16 protein-coding genes are annotated in these 14,771 nt (G+C 55.6%); 5 read left to right on the top strand and 11 right to left on the bottom strand.

What is annotated here, in order from left to right; all coding sequences use genetic code 11:
- Positions 1-22 precede the first annotated feature (22 nt).
- Entirely contained in the window at positions 23-541 is a 519-nt protein-coding gene (fabA, locus tag ACJBF3_RS10345; protein WP_008499931.1) for a 3-hydroxyacyl-[acyl-carrier-protein] dehydratase FabA, read from the bottom strand.
- A gap of 68 nt (positions 542-609) precedes the next feature.
- On the bottom strand, positions 610-2,370 hold the full coding sequence (locus ACJBF3_RS10340; protein WP_045330777.1) for a Lon protease family protein: 1,761 nt from the start codon (positions 2,368-2,370) through the stop codon (positions 610-612).
- Between the two features lie 186 nt (positions 2,371-2,556).
- Here ACJBF3_RS10340 and matP point away from each other — a divergent pair, with 186 nt between their 5' ends.
- Positions 2,557-3,009: a macrodomain Ter protein MatP gene (matP, locus tag ACJBF3_RS10335; protein WP_045330775.1), complete on the top strand. Its 453-nt coding sequence runs from the start codon at positions 2,557-2,559 to the stop codon at positions 3,007-3,009.
- Positions 3,010-3,073: 64 nt separating this feature from the next.
- Here the strand turns inward: matP and ompA are convergent, their stop codons facing one another.
- Complete coding sequence (gene ompA, locus ACJBF3_RS10330) at positions 3,074-4,129, bottom strand: porin OmpA (protein ID WP_112781269.1); 1,056 nt, start codon at positions 4,127-4,129, stop codon at positions 3,074-3,076.
- Between the two features lie 354 nt (positions 4,130-4,483).
- The gene (gene sulA, locus ACJBF3_RS10325) at positions 4,484-4,993 is read right to left on the bottom strand and encodes an SOS-induced cell division inhibitor SulA (protein WP_032639331.1); all 510 of its coding nucleotides are present in this window, start codon (positions 4,991-4,993) and stop codon (positions 4,484-4,486) included.
- A gap of 217 nt (positions 4,994-5,210) precedes the next feature.
- Between sulA and ACJBF3_RS10320 the strand changes: the two genes are divergently transcribed.
- On the top strand, positions 5,211-5,837 hold the full coding sequence (locus ACJBF3_RS10320; protein WP_045330773.1) for a TfoX/Sxy family DNA transformation protein: 627 nt from the start codon (positions 5,211-5,213) through the stop codon (positions 5,835-5,837).
- Here the strand turns inward: ACJBF3_RS10320 and yccS are convergent.
- Both yccS and ACJBF3_RS10310 read right to left on the bottom strand, forming a co-directional pair.
- On the bottom strand, positions 5,794-7,956 hold the full coding sequence (gene yccS, locus ACJBF3_RS10315) for a YccS family putative transporter (protein WP_045330770.1): 2,163 nt from the start codon (positions 7,954-7,956) through the stop codon (positions 5,794-5,796). The genes ACJBF3_RS10320 and yccS overlap by 44 nt on opposite strands.
- 19 nt (positions 7,957-7,975) lie before the next feature.
- The gene (locus ACJBF3_RS10310; RefSeq protein WP_045330768.1) at positions 7,976-8,422 is read right to left on the bottom strand and encodes a YccF domain-containing protein; all 447 of its coding nucleotides are present in this window, start codon (positions 8,420-8,422) and stop codon (positions 7,976-7,978) included.
- A 123-nt stretch (positions 8,423-8,545) separates the two neighbouring features.
- On the opposite strand from ACJBF3_RS10310, the gene helD reads away from it, so the two are divergent.
- Complete coding sequence (gene helD / locus ACJBF3_RS10305; RefSeq protein WP_047717640.1) at positions 8,546-10,600, top strand: DNA helicase IV; 2,055 nt, start codon at positions 8,546-8,548, stop codon at positions 10,598-10,600.
- 56 nt (positions 10,601-10,656) lie between these two features.
- Here helD and mgsA read toward each other — a convergent pair whose 3' ends face one another.
- Both mgsA and ACJBF3_RS10295 read right to left on the bottom strand, forming a co-directional pair.
- The gene (gene mgsA, locus ACJBF3_RS10300; RefSeq protein WP_045330803.1) at positions 10,657-11,115 is read right to left on the bottom strand and encodes a methylglyoxal synthase; all 459 of its coding nucleotides are present in this window, start codon (positions 11,113-11,115) and stop codon (positions 10,657-10,659) included.
- Positions 11,116-11,195: 80 nt separating this feature from the next.
- On the bottom strand, positions 11,196-11,858 hold the full coding sequence (locus ACJBF3_RS10295; RefSeq protein ID WP_045330764.1) for a curli synthesis inhibitor: 663 nt from the start codon (positions 11,856-11,858) through the stop codon (positions 11,196-11,198).
- 173 nt (positions 11,859-12,031) lie between these two features.
- Here ACJBF3_RS10295 and ACJBF3_RS10290 point away from each other — a divergent pair, with 173 nt between their 5' ends.
- The gene (locus ACJBF3_RS10290) at positions 12,032-12,445 is read left to right on the top strand and encodes a CoA-binding protein (protein ID WP_008499920.1); all 414 of its coding nucleotides are present in this window, start codon (positions 12,032-12,034) and stop codon (positions 12,443-12,445) included.
- A gap of 37 nt (positions 12,446-12,482) precedes the next feature.
- Here ACJBF3_RS10290 and hspQ read toward each other — a convergent pair whose 3' ends face one another.
- Together hspQ and rlmI are read right to left on the bottom strand one after the other, a co-directional pair.
- On the bottom strand, positions 12,483-12,800 hold the full coding sequence (gene hspQ / locus ACJBF3_RS10285) for a heat shock protein HspQ (RefSeq protein WP_008499919.1): 318 nt from the start codon (positions 12,798-12,800) through the stop codon (positions 12,483-12,485).
- Between the two features lie 60 nt (positions 12,801-12,860).
- Positions 12,861-14,051, bottom strand: coding sequence for a 23S rRNA (cytosine(1962)-C(5))-methyltransferase RlmI (rlmI, locus tag ACJBF3_RS10280; RefSeq protein WP_045330762.1), 1,191 nt, complete (start codon positions 14,049-14,051; stop codon positions 12,861-12,863).
- A 92-nt stretch (positions 14,052-14,143) separates the two neighbouring features.
- Between rlmI and yccX the strand changes: the two genes are divergently transcribed.
- Positions 14,144-14,425, top strand: coding sequence for an acylphosphatase (yccX, locus tag ACJBF3_RS10275; protein ID WP_045330759.1), 282 nt, complete (start codon positions 14,144-14,146; stop codon positions 14,423-14,425).
- Here the strand turns inward: yccX and tusE are convergent.
- A complete protein-coding gene (gene tusE, locus ACJBF3_RS10270; RefSeq protein WP_045330802.1) occupies positions 14,422-14,751 on the bottom strand; it encodes a sulfurtransferase TusE in 330 nt (109 codons plus the stop codon). The two genes, yccX and tusE, sit on opposite strands and share 4 nt — an antisense overlap.
- Positions 14,752-14,771 lie beyond the last annotated feature (20 nt).

The following is a 14,771-nucleotide window of genomic DNA, read 5'->3' as shown; positions in this document are numbered from 1 at the left end:
TCTGGGGGTGCCTAAAGCACAATCAGAACGCGGACGTGTCCTGGAACAGACCCACTTTCAGGTCGCTTGCGCTGTAGATCAGACGACCGTCGACCAGTACTTCGCCATCTGCCAGGCCCATAATCAGGCGGCGGTTAACGATGCGCTTGAAGTGAATACGGTAGGTCACTTTCTTCGCTGTAGGCAGAACCTGACCGGTGAATTTTACTTCGCCCACGCCCAGCGCGCGGCCTTTACCTTCGCCGCCCAGCCAGCCCAGGTAGAAGCCAACCAGCTGCCACATGGCATCCAGGCCCAGACAGCCAGGCATAACCGGATCGCCAATAAAGTGGCAACCGAAGAACCACAGGTCCGGATTGATATCGAGCTCTGCTTCTACGTAACCCTTATCGAAGTTGCCGCCGGTTTCGGTCATTTTCACGACACGGTCCATCATCAGCATGTTCGGGGCCGGTAACTGTGGGCCTTTCGCGCCAAACAGTTCACCGCGACCAGAGGCAAGAAGATCTTCTTTTGTATAGGATTCGCGTTTATCTACCATGTTCTCAGTAAGCCTTATTTTAGTGAAGGACGCAGGATAGCTAACACGTGTACGCTGAACAAGTCCGATCAGTTCGAACCAAACCAGCCCAGCCAGCGTAACGGCCATGGATAACGGTGGCGAGCATCCTGCTGCGTCGCCTGAGCAATGCGCTCCTGGATAGTCTGCATCAGGGTGGTTTGCCCTTCGCCATCCCACACCAGGTTTGTCAGTAAGGGTAGTGCATCCTCAATCCCCTCGATGGCCCAGATAGCGAACTGCTCTTGCTCAACGGCATCCAGAATATCCTGGCTGAGGCTCAAATGGCGTGCGTTGGGCGCGGGAATAATCACACCCTGTTTGCCGTTTAAACCGCGCTGCTGGCAAATAGCGAAGAAGCCTTCAATTTTTTCGTTGAGGCCACCCACTGGCTGCGCACGACCAAACTGGTCCACCGAACCGGTGATCGCAATATTCTGGTTGATGGGCACTTCCGCCAGGGCGCTGATCAAGGCGCACAGCTCGGCCATAGAGGCGCTGTCGCCATCCACTTCGCTGTAGGACTGCTCAAACGTCAGCGAGGCGGAGAAGGGGATCTGCTGCTCGAGCTGTAGCTCTGACATCAAAAACGCCTGCATGATCATCATGCCCTTCGCGTGAATGTTGCCGCCCAGCTCGGCTTTTCGTTCGATATCGGTGAACTCGCCGTCGCCAATATGCACCACGCAGCTGATTCGGGACGGTTCCCCGAATGCGCGCGGGTGGCCAGGAAATTCAATGACCGACAGGGCGTTGATCTGCCCGACGCGTTCGCCTTCGGTTTCCACCAGAATTTGTTCCAGCAGAATTTCATCCTGCATACGGTCGGCAAGATAGCCTTCTCGCCATTCGCGCTGCGCCAGCATCTGGGTGAGCTGCTCTCCGGTGAACGCACCGTTACCGCTAATCACACCCACTTCACGCAGCTGTTTGCCGATCCAGAGCGGGCAAAGCGGCAGCGTTTCCTGATCACCGGTGTAGCGTACCGCTTCACGGATTAAGCCTGGCCACGCGTCAGCCGCAGGCGTTGGCAGGGCAAAACGTTCTGCAACTGCCATCACCCACTGGCACCACTGCGTCATATCGTCGGCATCGGCGATCTGGATGTTATCTTCGTATTCGCTATATACCGCCTGCTCAGCCAGTTCCGGCTCCATTTCCTGGAAGTCTGCCAGCGATTCGCGGTCGCCCGTCAGCACGACGGTCAGCGACAGCGGCATAGACGGAACGGAGACTGGCAGAGGACGAGATTCGTCGTAGCCGACCCAGTCGAAACGCTGTTGAGTGACGATAGTTTTCAGACGCATCCACAACAGCGGCTGCGAGAGCAGGGTGCGGAGAGATATGATGAGAACACCGCCATTTGCGCGGTGTACCAGCCCCGGCTGCAGCGAAAGTTCACCGTTAAACTGGCGCAGACAACCAAAAAGCTGTTCAGCCTCGACCCAGTTAGCGGTAATCACTTCACCCTTAGCGGCAAAGCCGCCATCGGCCTGCGCCGCCGGTTCGAATGTGACATCATGTCCCGCGATACGATACTGGCCGCCAAAAACTGCGTTCGCTTCCGGCTTCAGCTGGCGTACGGCATCTCCAAGCAGCGTCAGGTATTCCGCTTCTTCCGGAGCCTTGAGCAGCATGAATGGCGCAGTTGCCCAAGGGCTTAACACCTGCTCCAGAGCATAATGCAAACGTGGCTGCGTATCGCTGAGGATGAATTCGTGTTCTTTTGCGAGATCTGGCTGTGCAAACAGTTCCTGATAACTTTCGGTATCCGGAACAAGGTCACGCCATGCAAGTTTCGTAATGGTCAAAGTTGATGTTTTTTAGTCAGATGTAAAAGCGTGGAGTATACCGTAAGCGAGGGGGTGTACCCAAGCGGGATTGGGTATTTCGGCTGGCCGATTGGCTGCATTCACTCACAGGATATGATTTCTTTTCAGCAGATTGCTAAAAAACTGATATTCTGAACAGAGTTACGTGGTAACACTGAGATCGCAATGAAATATCAACAACTGGAAAATCTCGAAAGCGGCTGGAAATGGAAGTACCTGGTCAAAAAGCACCGTGAAGGGGAGCTGATCACCTGCTACGTCGAAGCCAGCGCTGCGCAAGAAGCCGTGGATATTTTGCTGACCCTCGAAAATGAACCGGTACAGGTTAACGGCTGGATTGAGAAACACATCAATCCTGCGCTGCTAAACCGGATGAAGCAAACTATCCGCGCGCGACGCAAACGGCATTTTAATGCGGAGCATCAGCACACGCGCAAAAAATCAATCGACCTGGAGTTCGTTGTCTGGCAGCGTCTGGCCGGGCTTGCCCAACGACGGGGTAAAACGCTGTCGGAAACCATCGTGCAGTTGATTGAAGACGCCGAGCATAAAGAGAAGTACGCCAGCCAGATGTCGACGCTGAAGAACGACCTTCAGGCGCTGTTGGGTAAAAAGTAGATTTTTGCTTTTCTTCAGACAATAAAAAACCCCGCATGGCGGGGTTTTTTTATAAGACGATAACTTATGCCGCTGGCTGAGTTACAACGTCTTTGATGCCTTTAACTTCGATCTCTACGCGACGATCTGGAGCCAGGCAGTCGATCAGTGCAGCGCGAGCTTTCACGTTGTCACAGGTGTTGCCAGTAACTGGGTTAGATTCGCCCATACCACGTGGGGAGATCTTGTTAGCTGGGATACCTTTAGAGATCAGGTAATCAACAACAGACTGAGCACGTTTCTCAGACAGTTTCTGGTTGTAAGCGTCAGAACCGATACGGTCGGTGAAGCCCAGAACCACTACGGAACCGTCTTTAGGATCCAGGTTGCTCAGCTGGGTGTACAGCTGATCCAGTGCCTGCTGGCCTTCTGGTTTCAGAGTCGCTTTGTTGAAGTTGAACAGAACGTCAGACTTCAGAGTGAAGTGCTTGGTCTGTACTTCTGGAGCTGGAGCCGGCGCTGGAGCAACAACTGGTGCTGCGTCTTCCTGCTGGCCGAAGCGGTAGGAAACACCTACGCTCAGCATGCCGTTGTCTGGACGAACACCAACGGTGTTGCCGTCGCCGATGTTGTTAACCCACTGGTATTCCAGACGGGTAGCGATGTCACGGGTCATAGCCCACTCAACGCCACCAGCGAATACTGGGGAAACACCGGTGTCATGATCGTCGCCAGCACGGCTGTTGCTGGAGTCAGCGCGCCATACCATGCCGCCCAGACGGGTGTACACGTCCAGATCGTCAGTTACTGGGTAACCCAGTTTAGCGGTCAGCTGAACGCCCTGTGCTTTGAAAGCGCCGTTTACGTTGTCGCCTTTGTATGGCATACGACCTAACCAGTCGTAACCCATTTCAAAACCAACATACGGGTTAACCTGATAGCCACCGAACGCACCTGCACCAAGCTGGCTCTTGTGAGTAGGGCCATCATTGTTGTTTGCGCTGTCGTACCAGCCGGTGTCGTGGAACTGAGACCAGCCCAGTTTACCACCTGCATACCAGGTATTATCTTTCGGAGCGGCCTGCGCTACGGTAGCGAAGCCAGCCAGTGCCACTGCAATCGCGATAGCTGTCTTTTTCATTTTTTGCGCCTCGTTATCATCCAAAATTCGCCATGAATGTCTCAACTGAGAATCACGGTTAAATCCTTCACCGGGGGGCGTGGTCAAATATAAATCTACCGATATCTTCGGCTTAGGCCGAGCACCCCTGGCGATGTAAAGTCTACAACGTAGCTGAAAACTTACAAGTGTGAAGTCCGTCAGGCATATGAAAAAAAAAGTTCCGTATACCGATTATTTAACATTTTTTGAACGAATTTTGTGCAATAAAATTAAGGAGAACCGCACCAGACAAGCCTTGCCGCAATTTTGAGGTTGGGAACTTAAATCTCATCTTGCTGTCAAAAAAAATTCCAGGAAAAATCTTAATTTCACTCAATGGTACAAATTTGAGTGAATTTTTAGCCCGGAAAGTTGTCCTTTGCGGTAAGAATCCGATCGAACTGGACGCATGATGAACCCGATCGCATTCCCTTCTTCAGCGGCTTCAGTCAGACGGAAATGCTCTTCTTCCGTCAATTCTTCCGATAACCATCCAATCACCACGCTGTAATTTCCGGTGCGTAACGCGCGGATCATCGATTCAACGGTATCGCACGGTGCGAGCTGATTAATTTGCATAACCTTGGTCAGCGGAAGGCCTGCGGACTGCACCCACTCACGGCTCAGTTTTTGCTGAGGCGTGAGCCAAAGCTGCCAGCGCGATTGCTGCCCGAGCTGTTGCAATAACGGCAACAGCAAAAGTTGCGTCAACAGGGGCTGGTCTTCACGATAAACCACTTCACTGATAAGCCCCGTGGAAACACGCTCGACGGATTTCTGCGCGACATTGCCTGCGGTAGAAGAGAGAGAGGTTGAGCGATTTGCATAGCCTGAAGTGTGCATATTCATTCCAGCCCTGTAGTTACTGTATGGATATACAGTAACCCCTGTATGCATAAAGATCAACCTCATTTTCGGAAAGCGACTCGCAAAATTCATTCAATCTTGATGCCCCTTGCAAATTCATCTTGCTCAACGGAGATAAGTTGCCTATTTTCCTGCTAACGGATCCGCTAGTAAGAAATTTCGTTGTTACTTTATGATTTTGAAGGGAAATATCATGAAAAAGATATCTTATGAACGGATTTATAAATCCCAGGAATACCTTTCACCACTGGGCGAGATCCATCATCGCGCGCTGTTTGGAGGCTACACCCTGGCGGTGGATGATGCCGTCTTTGCCATGGTGTCTGATGGCGAGCTTTACCTGCGGGCCTGTGAGGAGAGTGCCAAATACTGTGTCAAAAATGCCTCTTCATTTTTAACGTTGATGAAGCGAGGCCGCCCGGTGCTGCTCAACTATTACCGCGTGGATGACGGATTATGGCAGGACAGGGAGCGGCTGCTTGAGCTCTCTTCGTTTGCGCTCAGCGCGGCAAGAAAAGAGCGCTATCAGCGCCATCAGCGTAACCGACTAAAAGATCTGCCAAACCTGACCTTTCAGATTGAGGTTTTGCTCTTTGAAGCAGGCATTACCAATGAAGAAACGCTGCGGGCGCTGGGTGCCAGAGCGAGCTGGCTAAAGATGCGGGCAAAGAATAAAGCGCTCAGTATTAAAGTTCTCTTCGCGCTTGAGGGGGCAATCGAAGGGCTGCATGAGGCGGCACTCCCGGCAGGTATTCGCCGGGAGCTGACGGAGTGGTTTAATGCGCTGCCTGAGCCACAGGAGAATCACTCCTCCAGGTAGCAATTTGCTGTTGCAGCCGGCAAATTTCAGGCAGCAGAGCGATAAGCAGGCCGATCTGTTGAAGAACCAGCGGCGCTTTGCTGTCGTTTCCTGGGTCAAGATGCGCAATGCGTTGAGCCAGCTCATCCAGCGCCTGCTGAACGCGCGGCTCATCGGCGGGTCGATGATGTAGCGCGTCATCGACATAGCAGACGGCGTCATCGAGCAGGTTAAGAATACCCGGGTTGGTGAGCTTCTCACGGTGGGCGCCCAGCGTCGAAATATAGCTGGTGAACGTATGGTTCAGGCAGAGCAGGCGGAACGCCGTCTCACGAATCTCCGCCGTGGCGCGAGGTTCCGTTGACATGTTCGAGACAACGGAGGCCAGTTCTGCATCACTGTTGTGCGCATCGCGACGGGCTATCCGGTACGCCAGACGGTTATCGCGGCCCTGGTGATACTGCTCCAGGATGGCGTCAAGGTAGCGACAGTTGGCGTTCATTGCCCTGTCTACCACCCGCGGCAAATTGCGGAAACGCCAGTCTGGCCAGATAAAGCTGACCGCAGCCCAGGCAATCGCGCAGCCAATCAGGGTATCGATCACGCGGGGCAGGGCGACTTCAAACCCTTCACCCAGCAGGTTAAAGCAGAGCAGCACCAGCAAAGTGATGAACATGGTGGCATGGGCATACTGCACGTTGCGAAATGCGAAGAACAGCACGCCGGTAATGACGATCAGAATCAGCTGACCTTCAATGGAGGGCACAAAATAGAGCACCGGAAGGCCAATCGCGACGCCAACCAGCGTGCCGATAATACGCAGCGCAAGACGATGGCGGGTGGCGTTGTAGTTCGGCTGGCAGACGAACAGGCTGGTGAGCAGGATCCAGTAGCCGTGGTGCAGCCCGGTTATCTGGATAAAGGCATAACCCACGCACAGCACCAGCGACATCCTCACAGCGTGGCGAAAGAGCGCCGACTCCGGCGTAAAGTTGCGGCTCAGCCGTAGCCACATATCGCTGACGCTGTGGACGCTGTCATCAGCAAGCTGGTTTTCTGCCTCGCTGCCCGGAAGCGCCATCGCCTGTTCGGACTCAATGGTCGCCAGCTGAGCGTCAATCGCCCGCAGGTTGTTCAGCAAAAAACCAAGTGCTTTGATGTGTTCCGGCGACGTTCCGCTGGCCTGAACGCGATCGAGCGCCGCATCAAGGTGGCTGAATACGCGTTCAAAGCGCGGGTCATGCTGATAGGGCGTGCGCAGCAGGATGGAGCGCGAGAGCTGCTGGCAGGCCTGGGACTGCATGGACAGCAGGCGCTGGAAGCGGAACATCACGTCGCTGTAGCGGAACTTCTCGCGCAGGGCGGCATACTGAACGTGCGATGAGCTGGCGCGCTCATGTATGTCCTGAGCAGCAAAATAGTAGTGTAAGGTCCTTCGGGTTCCACGCTGACCGCGATCGCCGCGCAGGCGGGTCAGCAGCGAGGCTTTCGTCTGGTTCAGGGTGGCGACCAGTTGGCCATTGGCCAGCGCCAGATCGTAAAGCGGAGCCTGGCTGTCTTCCTCAATATCCGGGTCGAACAGTCGGGATTTCAGTTCGAGATAGTGGGCTAGCTGCTCAAAGCTGCGGGCGAGATTATCCTGCAGCGGACGAACCGGGAAGATCAGATGACCGGTTAGCGTTAGCAGGTTGTACCAGACGGCGCCGAGCAGCAGCAGTACCGGCTGCTGGTACCACTGGTCGTACAGGGAAACGCCCAGCATGGTGTAGATGGCGATCAGCAATGCACCAAACGCGATGGTGGCATAGCGCTGCCCAAGGCCGCCCAGCAAAATAAACCCGCTGGTTGAGAGCGTAAGGCCAAGGGCAAACAGCCAGGGCCAGGGGAAAAGCAGCTCAACGGACGCTGACGCGATAAAAAAGCAGACGAGCGTGATGACCAGGTTACGTAAACGCCCGGCCAGGCGATCGTCCAGGTCCGCCAGCGCCCCGGCCACCACCCCCAGCGTGAGTGGGATGGTGAGCTTGACGTCATTCAGCCACCAGGGCAGGGCAACCGTGCCGCAAAGCGCGATAAATATCCTGACGTTATAAAGCCAGGTGCTGTTCCAGGTATAACGGCGAAGCAGTGGGCTTAGCATAAACGCGGCCAGTCCTTATTTACTGAAAACGACGGCGAGCGTTTGCTTCGCGCGCCGCCTGGGCCACTTCAACCGGAACAACCCTGCGCCCGACGGGCCAGAGGGCAATAGCGGCGATCTTAAAGTTCGCGATCCCCACCGGAATACCAATAATCGTAATGCACTGTGCAATACCGGCAAAAATATGCATGATGCACAGCCACCAGCCGAAGAAAATCAGCCACAGAATGTTCAGCAGGGTTCCGCCCGTGTTCATCAGGGCGTTTTTGTTCTCCGGGTTCAGCTCGTCAACGTGGATGGCTTCATTCCCGTAGGGGACTAAGGAGAGTTTTGTGATTTCCCAGCAGGAGCGGGTTAGGGGGAGCGTGAAAATCAGGACGATGCTCACCAGCGTGGCAAAAAGCCAGGAAAGGGTGGTGGCAAAACCGCCCAGCACAAAATTCAACACATTCAGAACGGTACGCATAAACCCTCACTTCCTTTCGATAAAATTAACGCCCAATGATTGTAACGTTTTTTTAGGCTGGAGCACCTTAAAACTGGCAGTTAAACTGTCAGGTAAATTATCTCTTCGTGGATTTGGCGGAACATGGAACTGAAAGCAACGTCGTTGGGCAAACGCCTGGCGCAACACCCGTACGACAGGGTGGTTCTCCTTAATGCCGGAGTGAAAGTCTCCGGGGAACGCCACGAATACCTTATTCCGTTTAATCAGCTTCTGGCTATCCACTGCAAACGCGGTCTGGTGTGGGGCGAGCTGGAGTTCGTCCTGCCTGACGATAAAGTTGTGCGCCTTCACGGCACCGAGTGGGCGGAAACCCAGCGTTTCCATCATCACCTGAACGCGCTCTGGCAGCAGTGGAGCCAGGAGATGAGCGTGATTGCCGCCGGGGTGCTTCAGAAGGTGCTGGACGATATCGCGCAAAGCAACGCGCAGCATTCGTGGCTCACCCGTCAGCAGACCGCCGGGTTGCAGCAAAAGATCCGCCAGGCGCTCTCTGCGCTGCCGTTATCGGTGACGCGCCTCGACGAGTTTGACAACTGTCGCGACGCCTGGCGCCAGTGTCAGGCCTGGCTGAATGATATGGATAAAAGCCGTCTTGCCCATAACCAGGCCTGGACGGACGCCATGCTTACCCAATACGCCGATTTTTTCAGTACGGTGGAGTCGTCACCGCTCAATCCGGCCCAGGCGCGCGCCGTGGTCAACGGCGAGCAGTCTGTGCTGGTGCTGGCGGGCGCCGGCAGCGGTAAAACGTCGGTGCTGGTGGCGCGAGCCGGCTGGCTTTTGACGACGGGCGAGGCGGTAGCCGACCAGATTCTGCTGCTGGCCTTTGGCCGCAAGGCCGCCCAGGAGATGGACGAACGGATCCAGGAACGTCTGCATACCCGGGATATTACCGCCAGAACCTTCCATGCCCTTGCCCTGCATATCATTCAGCAGGGCAGTAAAAAGGTGCCTGCCATCAGCAAGCTGGAAAACGACGCGCAGGCGCGTCAGGCGCTGTTCATCAAAACGTGGCGCCAGCAGTGCAGCGAGAAAAAGGCGCAGGCGAAAGGGTGGCGCCAGTGGCTGGAGGAAGAGCTCAACTGGGAGGTGCCGGAAGGGAGCTTCTGGCAGGATGACAAGCTGGCGCGTCGGCTGGTTTCGCGGCTTGACCGCTGGGTCAGCCTGATGCGAATGCACGGTGGAACGCAGGCTGAGATGATTGAAAGCGCGCCGGAGGCGCTCCGCGATCTGTTTTCGAAGCGGGTGAAGCTGATGGCGCCGCTGCTGAAGGCCTGGAAAACCGCGCTAAAGGATGAAAATGCCGTCGACTTCTCCGGCCTGATCCATCAGTCCATCATCATTCTTGAGAAGGGACGTTTTGTGAGCCCGTGGAAGCATATTCTGGTAGATGAGTTCCAGGATATCTCGCCGCAGCGTGCGGCCCTGCTCTCGGCGCTTCGGGCGCAAAATAAGCATACGTCGCTGTTTGCGGTGGGCGACGACTGGCAGGCCATCTATCGCTTCAGCGGGGCACAGCTTTCGCTGACGACCGCGTTCCACCACTATTTTGGCGAAGGGGACCGCAGCGATCTGGACACGACCTACCGCTTCAATTCCCGGATTGGTGAAATCGCCAACCGCTTTATCCAGCAGAACCCGCACCAGCTGGCGAAGCCGCTCAATAGCCTGCGCCCGGGGGATAAAAAAGCCGTGACCCTGCTGGCGGATGACCAGCTGGAACCGCTGCTGGACAAGCTTAGCGGCTACGCGAAGCCCGATGAACGTATCCTGGTGCTGGCGCGCTACCACCACCTCAAACCCGCGGCGCTGGAAAAAGCGGCCACCCGCTGGCCGAAGCTGCAGCTTGAATTTATGACCATTCACGCCAGCAAAGGGCAGCAGGCTGACTATGTGATTGTGATGGGACTGAAAGAGGGCAGCGACGGTTTCCCGGCCCCGGCTCGCGAGTCGGTAATGGAAGAGGCCCTGCTGCCGATGCCGGAAGACTTCCCGGATGCCGAGGAGCGGCGTTTGCTGTATGTGGCAATGACCCGCGCGCGCCATCGCTTGTGGCTGCTGTTCAATAAAGAGGAGCCATCCGCGTTTGTCGATATTTTGAAGAGTATTGATGTGCCGGTGGCGCGCAAGCCATAACGACGACGGGAAAAAGGGTAGGCCGGGTAAGGCGTAGCCGCCACCCGGCAAAAAAGCTACTTCAATCTCTCGGAAAGATAACGCTGATAGTCCGGAATCAGGATATCCACCGGCGAGTTAAACTGCGGCGATTCGATGATGAAATCCGCCGTCGACAGGTTGGTCGCCACCGGAATATTCCACACCGTCGCAAGGCGCAGCAGCGCTTTCACATCCGGGTCGTGCGGAACCGCGTTGAGCGGATCCCAGAAGAAGATCAGCACATCAATTTTCCCTTCGGAAATCTGCGCGCCGACCTGCTGATCGCCGCCCATCGGGCCGCTCAGCATGGCATTCACCTGCAGACCCGTTTCGCGCTGGATCAGGTTGCCGGTGGTGCCGGTCGCCGACAGGGCGTGCTTTTCCAGCAAAGACTGATGGCGGCGAACCCAGTTAAGCAGCATTTGTTTACAGTGATCGTGCGCCACCAGCGCAATGTGTTTGCGTTCAGGCAGCGTGCGTGTTGTCAGTTCCATAATCATATCCATCAGGTTAACTGACTACACGATGACGGGAACCGCCTGATGCTGCAAGAGAAAGGCGTAAAAAATGTGGCTTATGATGACGGCTGTTGTTTTGCCCACTGTAAAAACCGGGCCCGCGTGTCGGGATCGGCCTGCTGGAACCAGAATTTAAGGCGCTGTTCGGTCAGCGTCTGGGACTGGGGAGGAATGACGTCCAGTTCAGAGACGCCTGAGAGCAGGGTGCTGTCGTCCGCCATCATGGTGGCAAACTGCGGAAGCGATGCGCGTTTGCCTGCTTTGTTATAGGTCTGGGTCGCGGCCTCGTAGTCCGGACCTTTCGGTGAGGTCGTCAACGCCAGAATATCCAGCTTCACCGGAATCGGCATCGCATCCCCGTCCAGCAGTTCAATGCGGGGTGACGCGTCGAAGGCCGCCGAGTCCTTCTCCGTTTCAATATGAGGCAGGGTGATATTCACCTGACTGATTTGCCGCGTATTAAAGCTAACGATCAGCGGCGGGGAGATGTACATCCGCTGCTCGTGATTCGCCAGACCGATCGATTTTTCCACCCGGAAGACCAGCTGATGCGGCCCGTTATCCAGCTCGATGCTGTCCGCGCCGCGCAATAGCGAACTGGACACCTTTTTTCCGTCCAGGACCAGGAGATCGATGTCGGTGGAAAGCCGGAGCGTGGTAGCAAAAACGCAGACCGGCATCACTAACGCAATCAGAGCAGTGGCAATACCGGTTTTCATAGAAGGCTCCCGTCAGAAATCCTGTCGCCGCATTAATGTATCTAAATTTTTCGATAATCACGTTTACTAACATATAGACATATTTCGCCGTTTTGCCCTCATGCATCGGTATGGGATGGATGGTTGAGATGTGCGGTTTGGCGTACACTTTTAAAAAAGCCAGGAGAAAAGCCATGAAAGAGAACGACATTGCCGAGATTTTGACATCCACGCGTACCATTGCGCTGGTGGGCGCGAGCGATAAACCCGATCGTCCAAGCTACCGGGTGATGAAATACCTTCTCGATCAGGGTTATCACGTCATTCCGGTATCGCCAAAAGTGGCGGGAAAAACCTTACTGGGCCAGCAGGGGTATGCCACGCTCGCGGACGTGCCGGAAAAAATTGATATGGTCGACGTTTTCCGTAATTCCGAGGCGGCGTGGGAAGTGGCGCAGGACGCTATCGCCGTCGGAGCGAAAACCCTGTGGATGCAGCTGGGCGTGATTAATGAACAGGCCGCCGTTCTGGCGCGGGATGCAGGGTTGAACGTCGTGATGGACCGCTGTCCGGCAATCGACATCCCCCGGCTGGGGCTGGCGAAGTAATAAAAAAAAGCCCGTTCATCGGGCTTTTTTTACACGCTTAGTTCCGCAGGCGCGGAGCCTGTAACTGTTTGCGGATAGTCTGAGCAAGTTCATCCATTGTGGGTTGCTCCGGATGTTCTTCCTGCAGCTCGCTGCTCAGCTGCGCTTCGGCCAGATAGGTGTGAACGGGTTGTCCATCATCACCTTCCATCACCACATGGTACCAGGGCGCGGCGCGAAGCTCGGCGTTCACCGCCAGCTCGTCTGCTGACGGTTCATCAAGAGAATACTCCGGGTCGATATCCACGACCACACCCAAATACCCGAGCAAAGTGTGGCGGACCTGCTGGCCGATACCGAATTTGCTGGCAATCATAGTCACCTCCCGGGAAACATTACTTACACGTTATGTGCGGGCAATATTTCTCTTTTCAAGTTACATGACGCGACAGGCAAACCCTTTCAGATACAGTCCTTCCGGGTAGGTAGCGATCACGGGGTGATCGGCTGCCTGACGGAACTGCTCTATAAATTGTACATCACGGCCAGCATCTATTGCGGCATCGGCGATGATTTTCTGAAATAAATCTGTGGTCATCAGGCCGGAGCAGGAGAAGGTGAGCAGAACCCCGCCCGGGTTCAGCAGCTGGATGGCCAACATGTTGATATCTTTATACCCACGGCAGGCGCCCATCAGCTGGCTTTTGTTTTCCACAAACTTAGGCGGATCCATCACGATGACGTCGAACGTCTCGCCGTGGTCGCGATACTTACGCAGCAGCTTGAACACGTCGTCGCGCACAAATTCGGCTTTGCTCAGATCCAGCTTGTTGAGCTCGACGTTCTGTTTAGCCACGTCCAGCGCTTCCTGCGAGGTGTCCACGCTGACCACCTGGGCACAGCCGCCCATCAGCGCCGAAACGGCAAAGCCGCCGGTATAGGAGAAACAGTTCAGCACGCGCTTGTCGGCGACGTACTGACGCGTCGCCAGGCGGCTGTCGCGCTGGTCAAGGTAGTAACCCGTTTTGTGACCGCCCTGAATATCGACCAGCAGCTTCATGCCGTGCTCTTCAATCGGCAGCAGGGCTGGCGGCAGCTCACCCGTGACGGGGCCTTGGGTCAGTTCCATACCCTCTTTTTTGCGCACCGCGACATCGCTGCGGTCATAAATGGCGCACTGCGGGAACAGCGTTTGCAGCGCGCTAATCAGCGCAGCGCGCTGGTATTCCGCCCCGGCGCTCAGGAGCTGCAGCACGAGGAAGTGGCCGAAGCGGTCGATGGTCACGCCCGGCAGACCGTCGGACTCACCGGCAATCAGGCGGTAGCTGTCCAGCCCGTCGCGTTTTGCCAGCCACTCGCGCCACTGCTGCGCCTGCTGCAGGCGGCGGACGAAGAAGTCGATGTCGATGGTTTCGTCTTTATCGAACGTCCAGACGCGCGCGCGGATCTGGGACGCGGGCGAGTAGGCGCCTCGCGCTAACCATTTGCCCTGATGGTCAACGATATCAATGGTTTCACCGAGGCTGGCTTTGCCTTCCATACGGGCAACCGCACCGGAAAAGACCCAGGGATGACGGCGCAGTAATGACTTCTCGCGCCCTTTGGCTAACACTAAACGTACACTCATAATTTGCTGTTCTGTCGATTCAAGAAAATGGCCGCCATTTTCCCGAGTTCAGTGGGGAAATGCAACGCGCCAGACGGATAAGGAGAAGGAAGATGTCAAAAGTCTGCACCATTGCCTGGGTTCACGGCGTTGTTCAGGGCGTCGGTTTCCGCTACAGCACCCAGCATGAAGCGATTGAGCTTGGGCTTACGGGATACGCGCGCAACATGGATGACGGCAGCGTTGAGGTGGTCGCCTGCGGCGAAGCGGAGCAGGTTGACAGGCTGGTGGCGTGGCTGAAAGCGGGCGGCCCGCGCAGCGCGCGGGTTGATAAGGTCTTAACGGAACCGCATCAACCCGGTCGGGAGTACGTTAACTTCGGGATTCGTTATTAAATGCACTTCACCGGCTTTGGCAGGCCGGCAATCCTGGTGGCCTGCTTGGCCGGGCCTTTCGGGAACAGACGATACAGATAGCGGCTGTTGCCTTTCTCTTCGCCGAATTTGTTCGCCATCGCCTTCACCAGCATACGAATCGCAGGAGAGGTGTTAAATTCGAGATAGAACTCGCGCACGAAGCGCACCACTTCCCAGTGTTCCGGGGTAAGAGCGATCGCCTCTTTTTCGGCAATCACCTCTGCCAGCGCTTCGCTCCACTGGCCGCTGTCTTTAAGATAGCCATCGTTATCGGTTTCGATCTCTTTACCTTCAAAGCTCAACATAATCATTCACACGTTAGTCA

The sequence above is a fragment of the Enterobacter sp. PP-008-ECC_S150 genome, from assembly GCF_045257065.1.
GTDB lineage: Bacteria > Pseudomonadota > Gammaproteobacteria > Enterobacterales > Enterobacteriaceae > Enterobacter > Enterobacter chengduensis.
The sequence above is the reverse complement of the archived record's forward strand: the minus strand, read 5'-3'. Positions and strand labels throughout refer to the sequence as shown.

Coding starts and splice junctions, on each gene's coding strand:
- ACJBF3_RS10320 (WP_045330773.1), top strand. CDS start 5,211: ATGAAAAAGATATCTTATGAACGGATTTATAAATCCCAGGAATACCTT.
- matP (WP_045330775.1), top strand. CDS start 2,557: ATGAAATATCAACAACTGGAAAATCTCGAAAGCGGCTGGAAATGGAAG.
- yccX (WP_045330759.1), top strand. CDS start 14,144: ATGTCAAAAGTCTGCACCATTGCCTGGGTTCACGGCGTTGTTCAGGGC.
- mgsA (WP_045330803.1), bottom strand. CDS start 11,115: ATGGAACTGACAACACGCACGCTGCCTGAACGCAAACACATTGCGCTG.
- ompA (WP_112781269.1), bottom strand. CDS start 4,129: ATGAAAAAGACAGCTATCGCGATTGCAGTGGCACTGGCTGGCTTCGCT.
- rlmI (WP_045330762.1), bottom strand. CDS start 14,051: ATGAGTGTACGTTTAGTGTTAGCCAAAGGGCGCGAGAAGTCATTACTG.
- tusE (WP_045330802.1), bottom strand. CDS start 14,751: ATGTTGAGCTTTGAAGGTAAAGAGATCGAAACCGATAACGATGGCTAT.
- yccS (WP_045330770.1), bottom strand. CDS start 7,956: ATGCTAAGCCCACTGCTTCGCCGTTATACCTGGAACAGCACCTGGCTT.
- hspQ (WP_008499919.1), bottom strand. CDS start 12,800: ATGATTGCCAGCAAATTCGGTATCGGCCAGCAGGTCCGCCACACTTTG.
- ACJBF3_RS10295 (WP_045330764.1), bottom strand. CDS start 11,858: ATGAAAACCGGTATTGCCACTGCTCTGATTGCGTTAGTGATGCCGGTC.
- ACJBF3_RS10310 (WP_045330768.1), bottom strand. CDS start 8,422: ATGCGTACCGTTCTGAATGTGTTGAATTTTGTGCTGGGCGGTTTTGCC.
- sulA (WP_032639331.1), bottom strand. CDS start 4,993: ATGCACACTTCAGGCTATGCAAATCGCTCAACCTCTCTCTCTTCTACC.
- fabA (WP_008499931.1), bottom strand. CDS start 541: ATGGTAGATAAACGCGAATCCTATACAAAAGAAGATCTTCTTGCCTCT.
- helD (WP_047717640.1), top strand. CDS start 8,546: ATGGAACTGAAAGCAACGTCGTTGGGCAAACGCCTGGCGCAACACCCG.
- ACJBF3_RS10290 (WP_008499920.1), top strand. CDS start 12,032: ATGAAAGAGAACGACATTGCCGAGATTTTGACATCCACGCGTACCATT.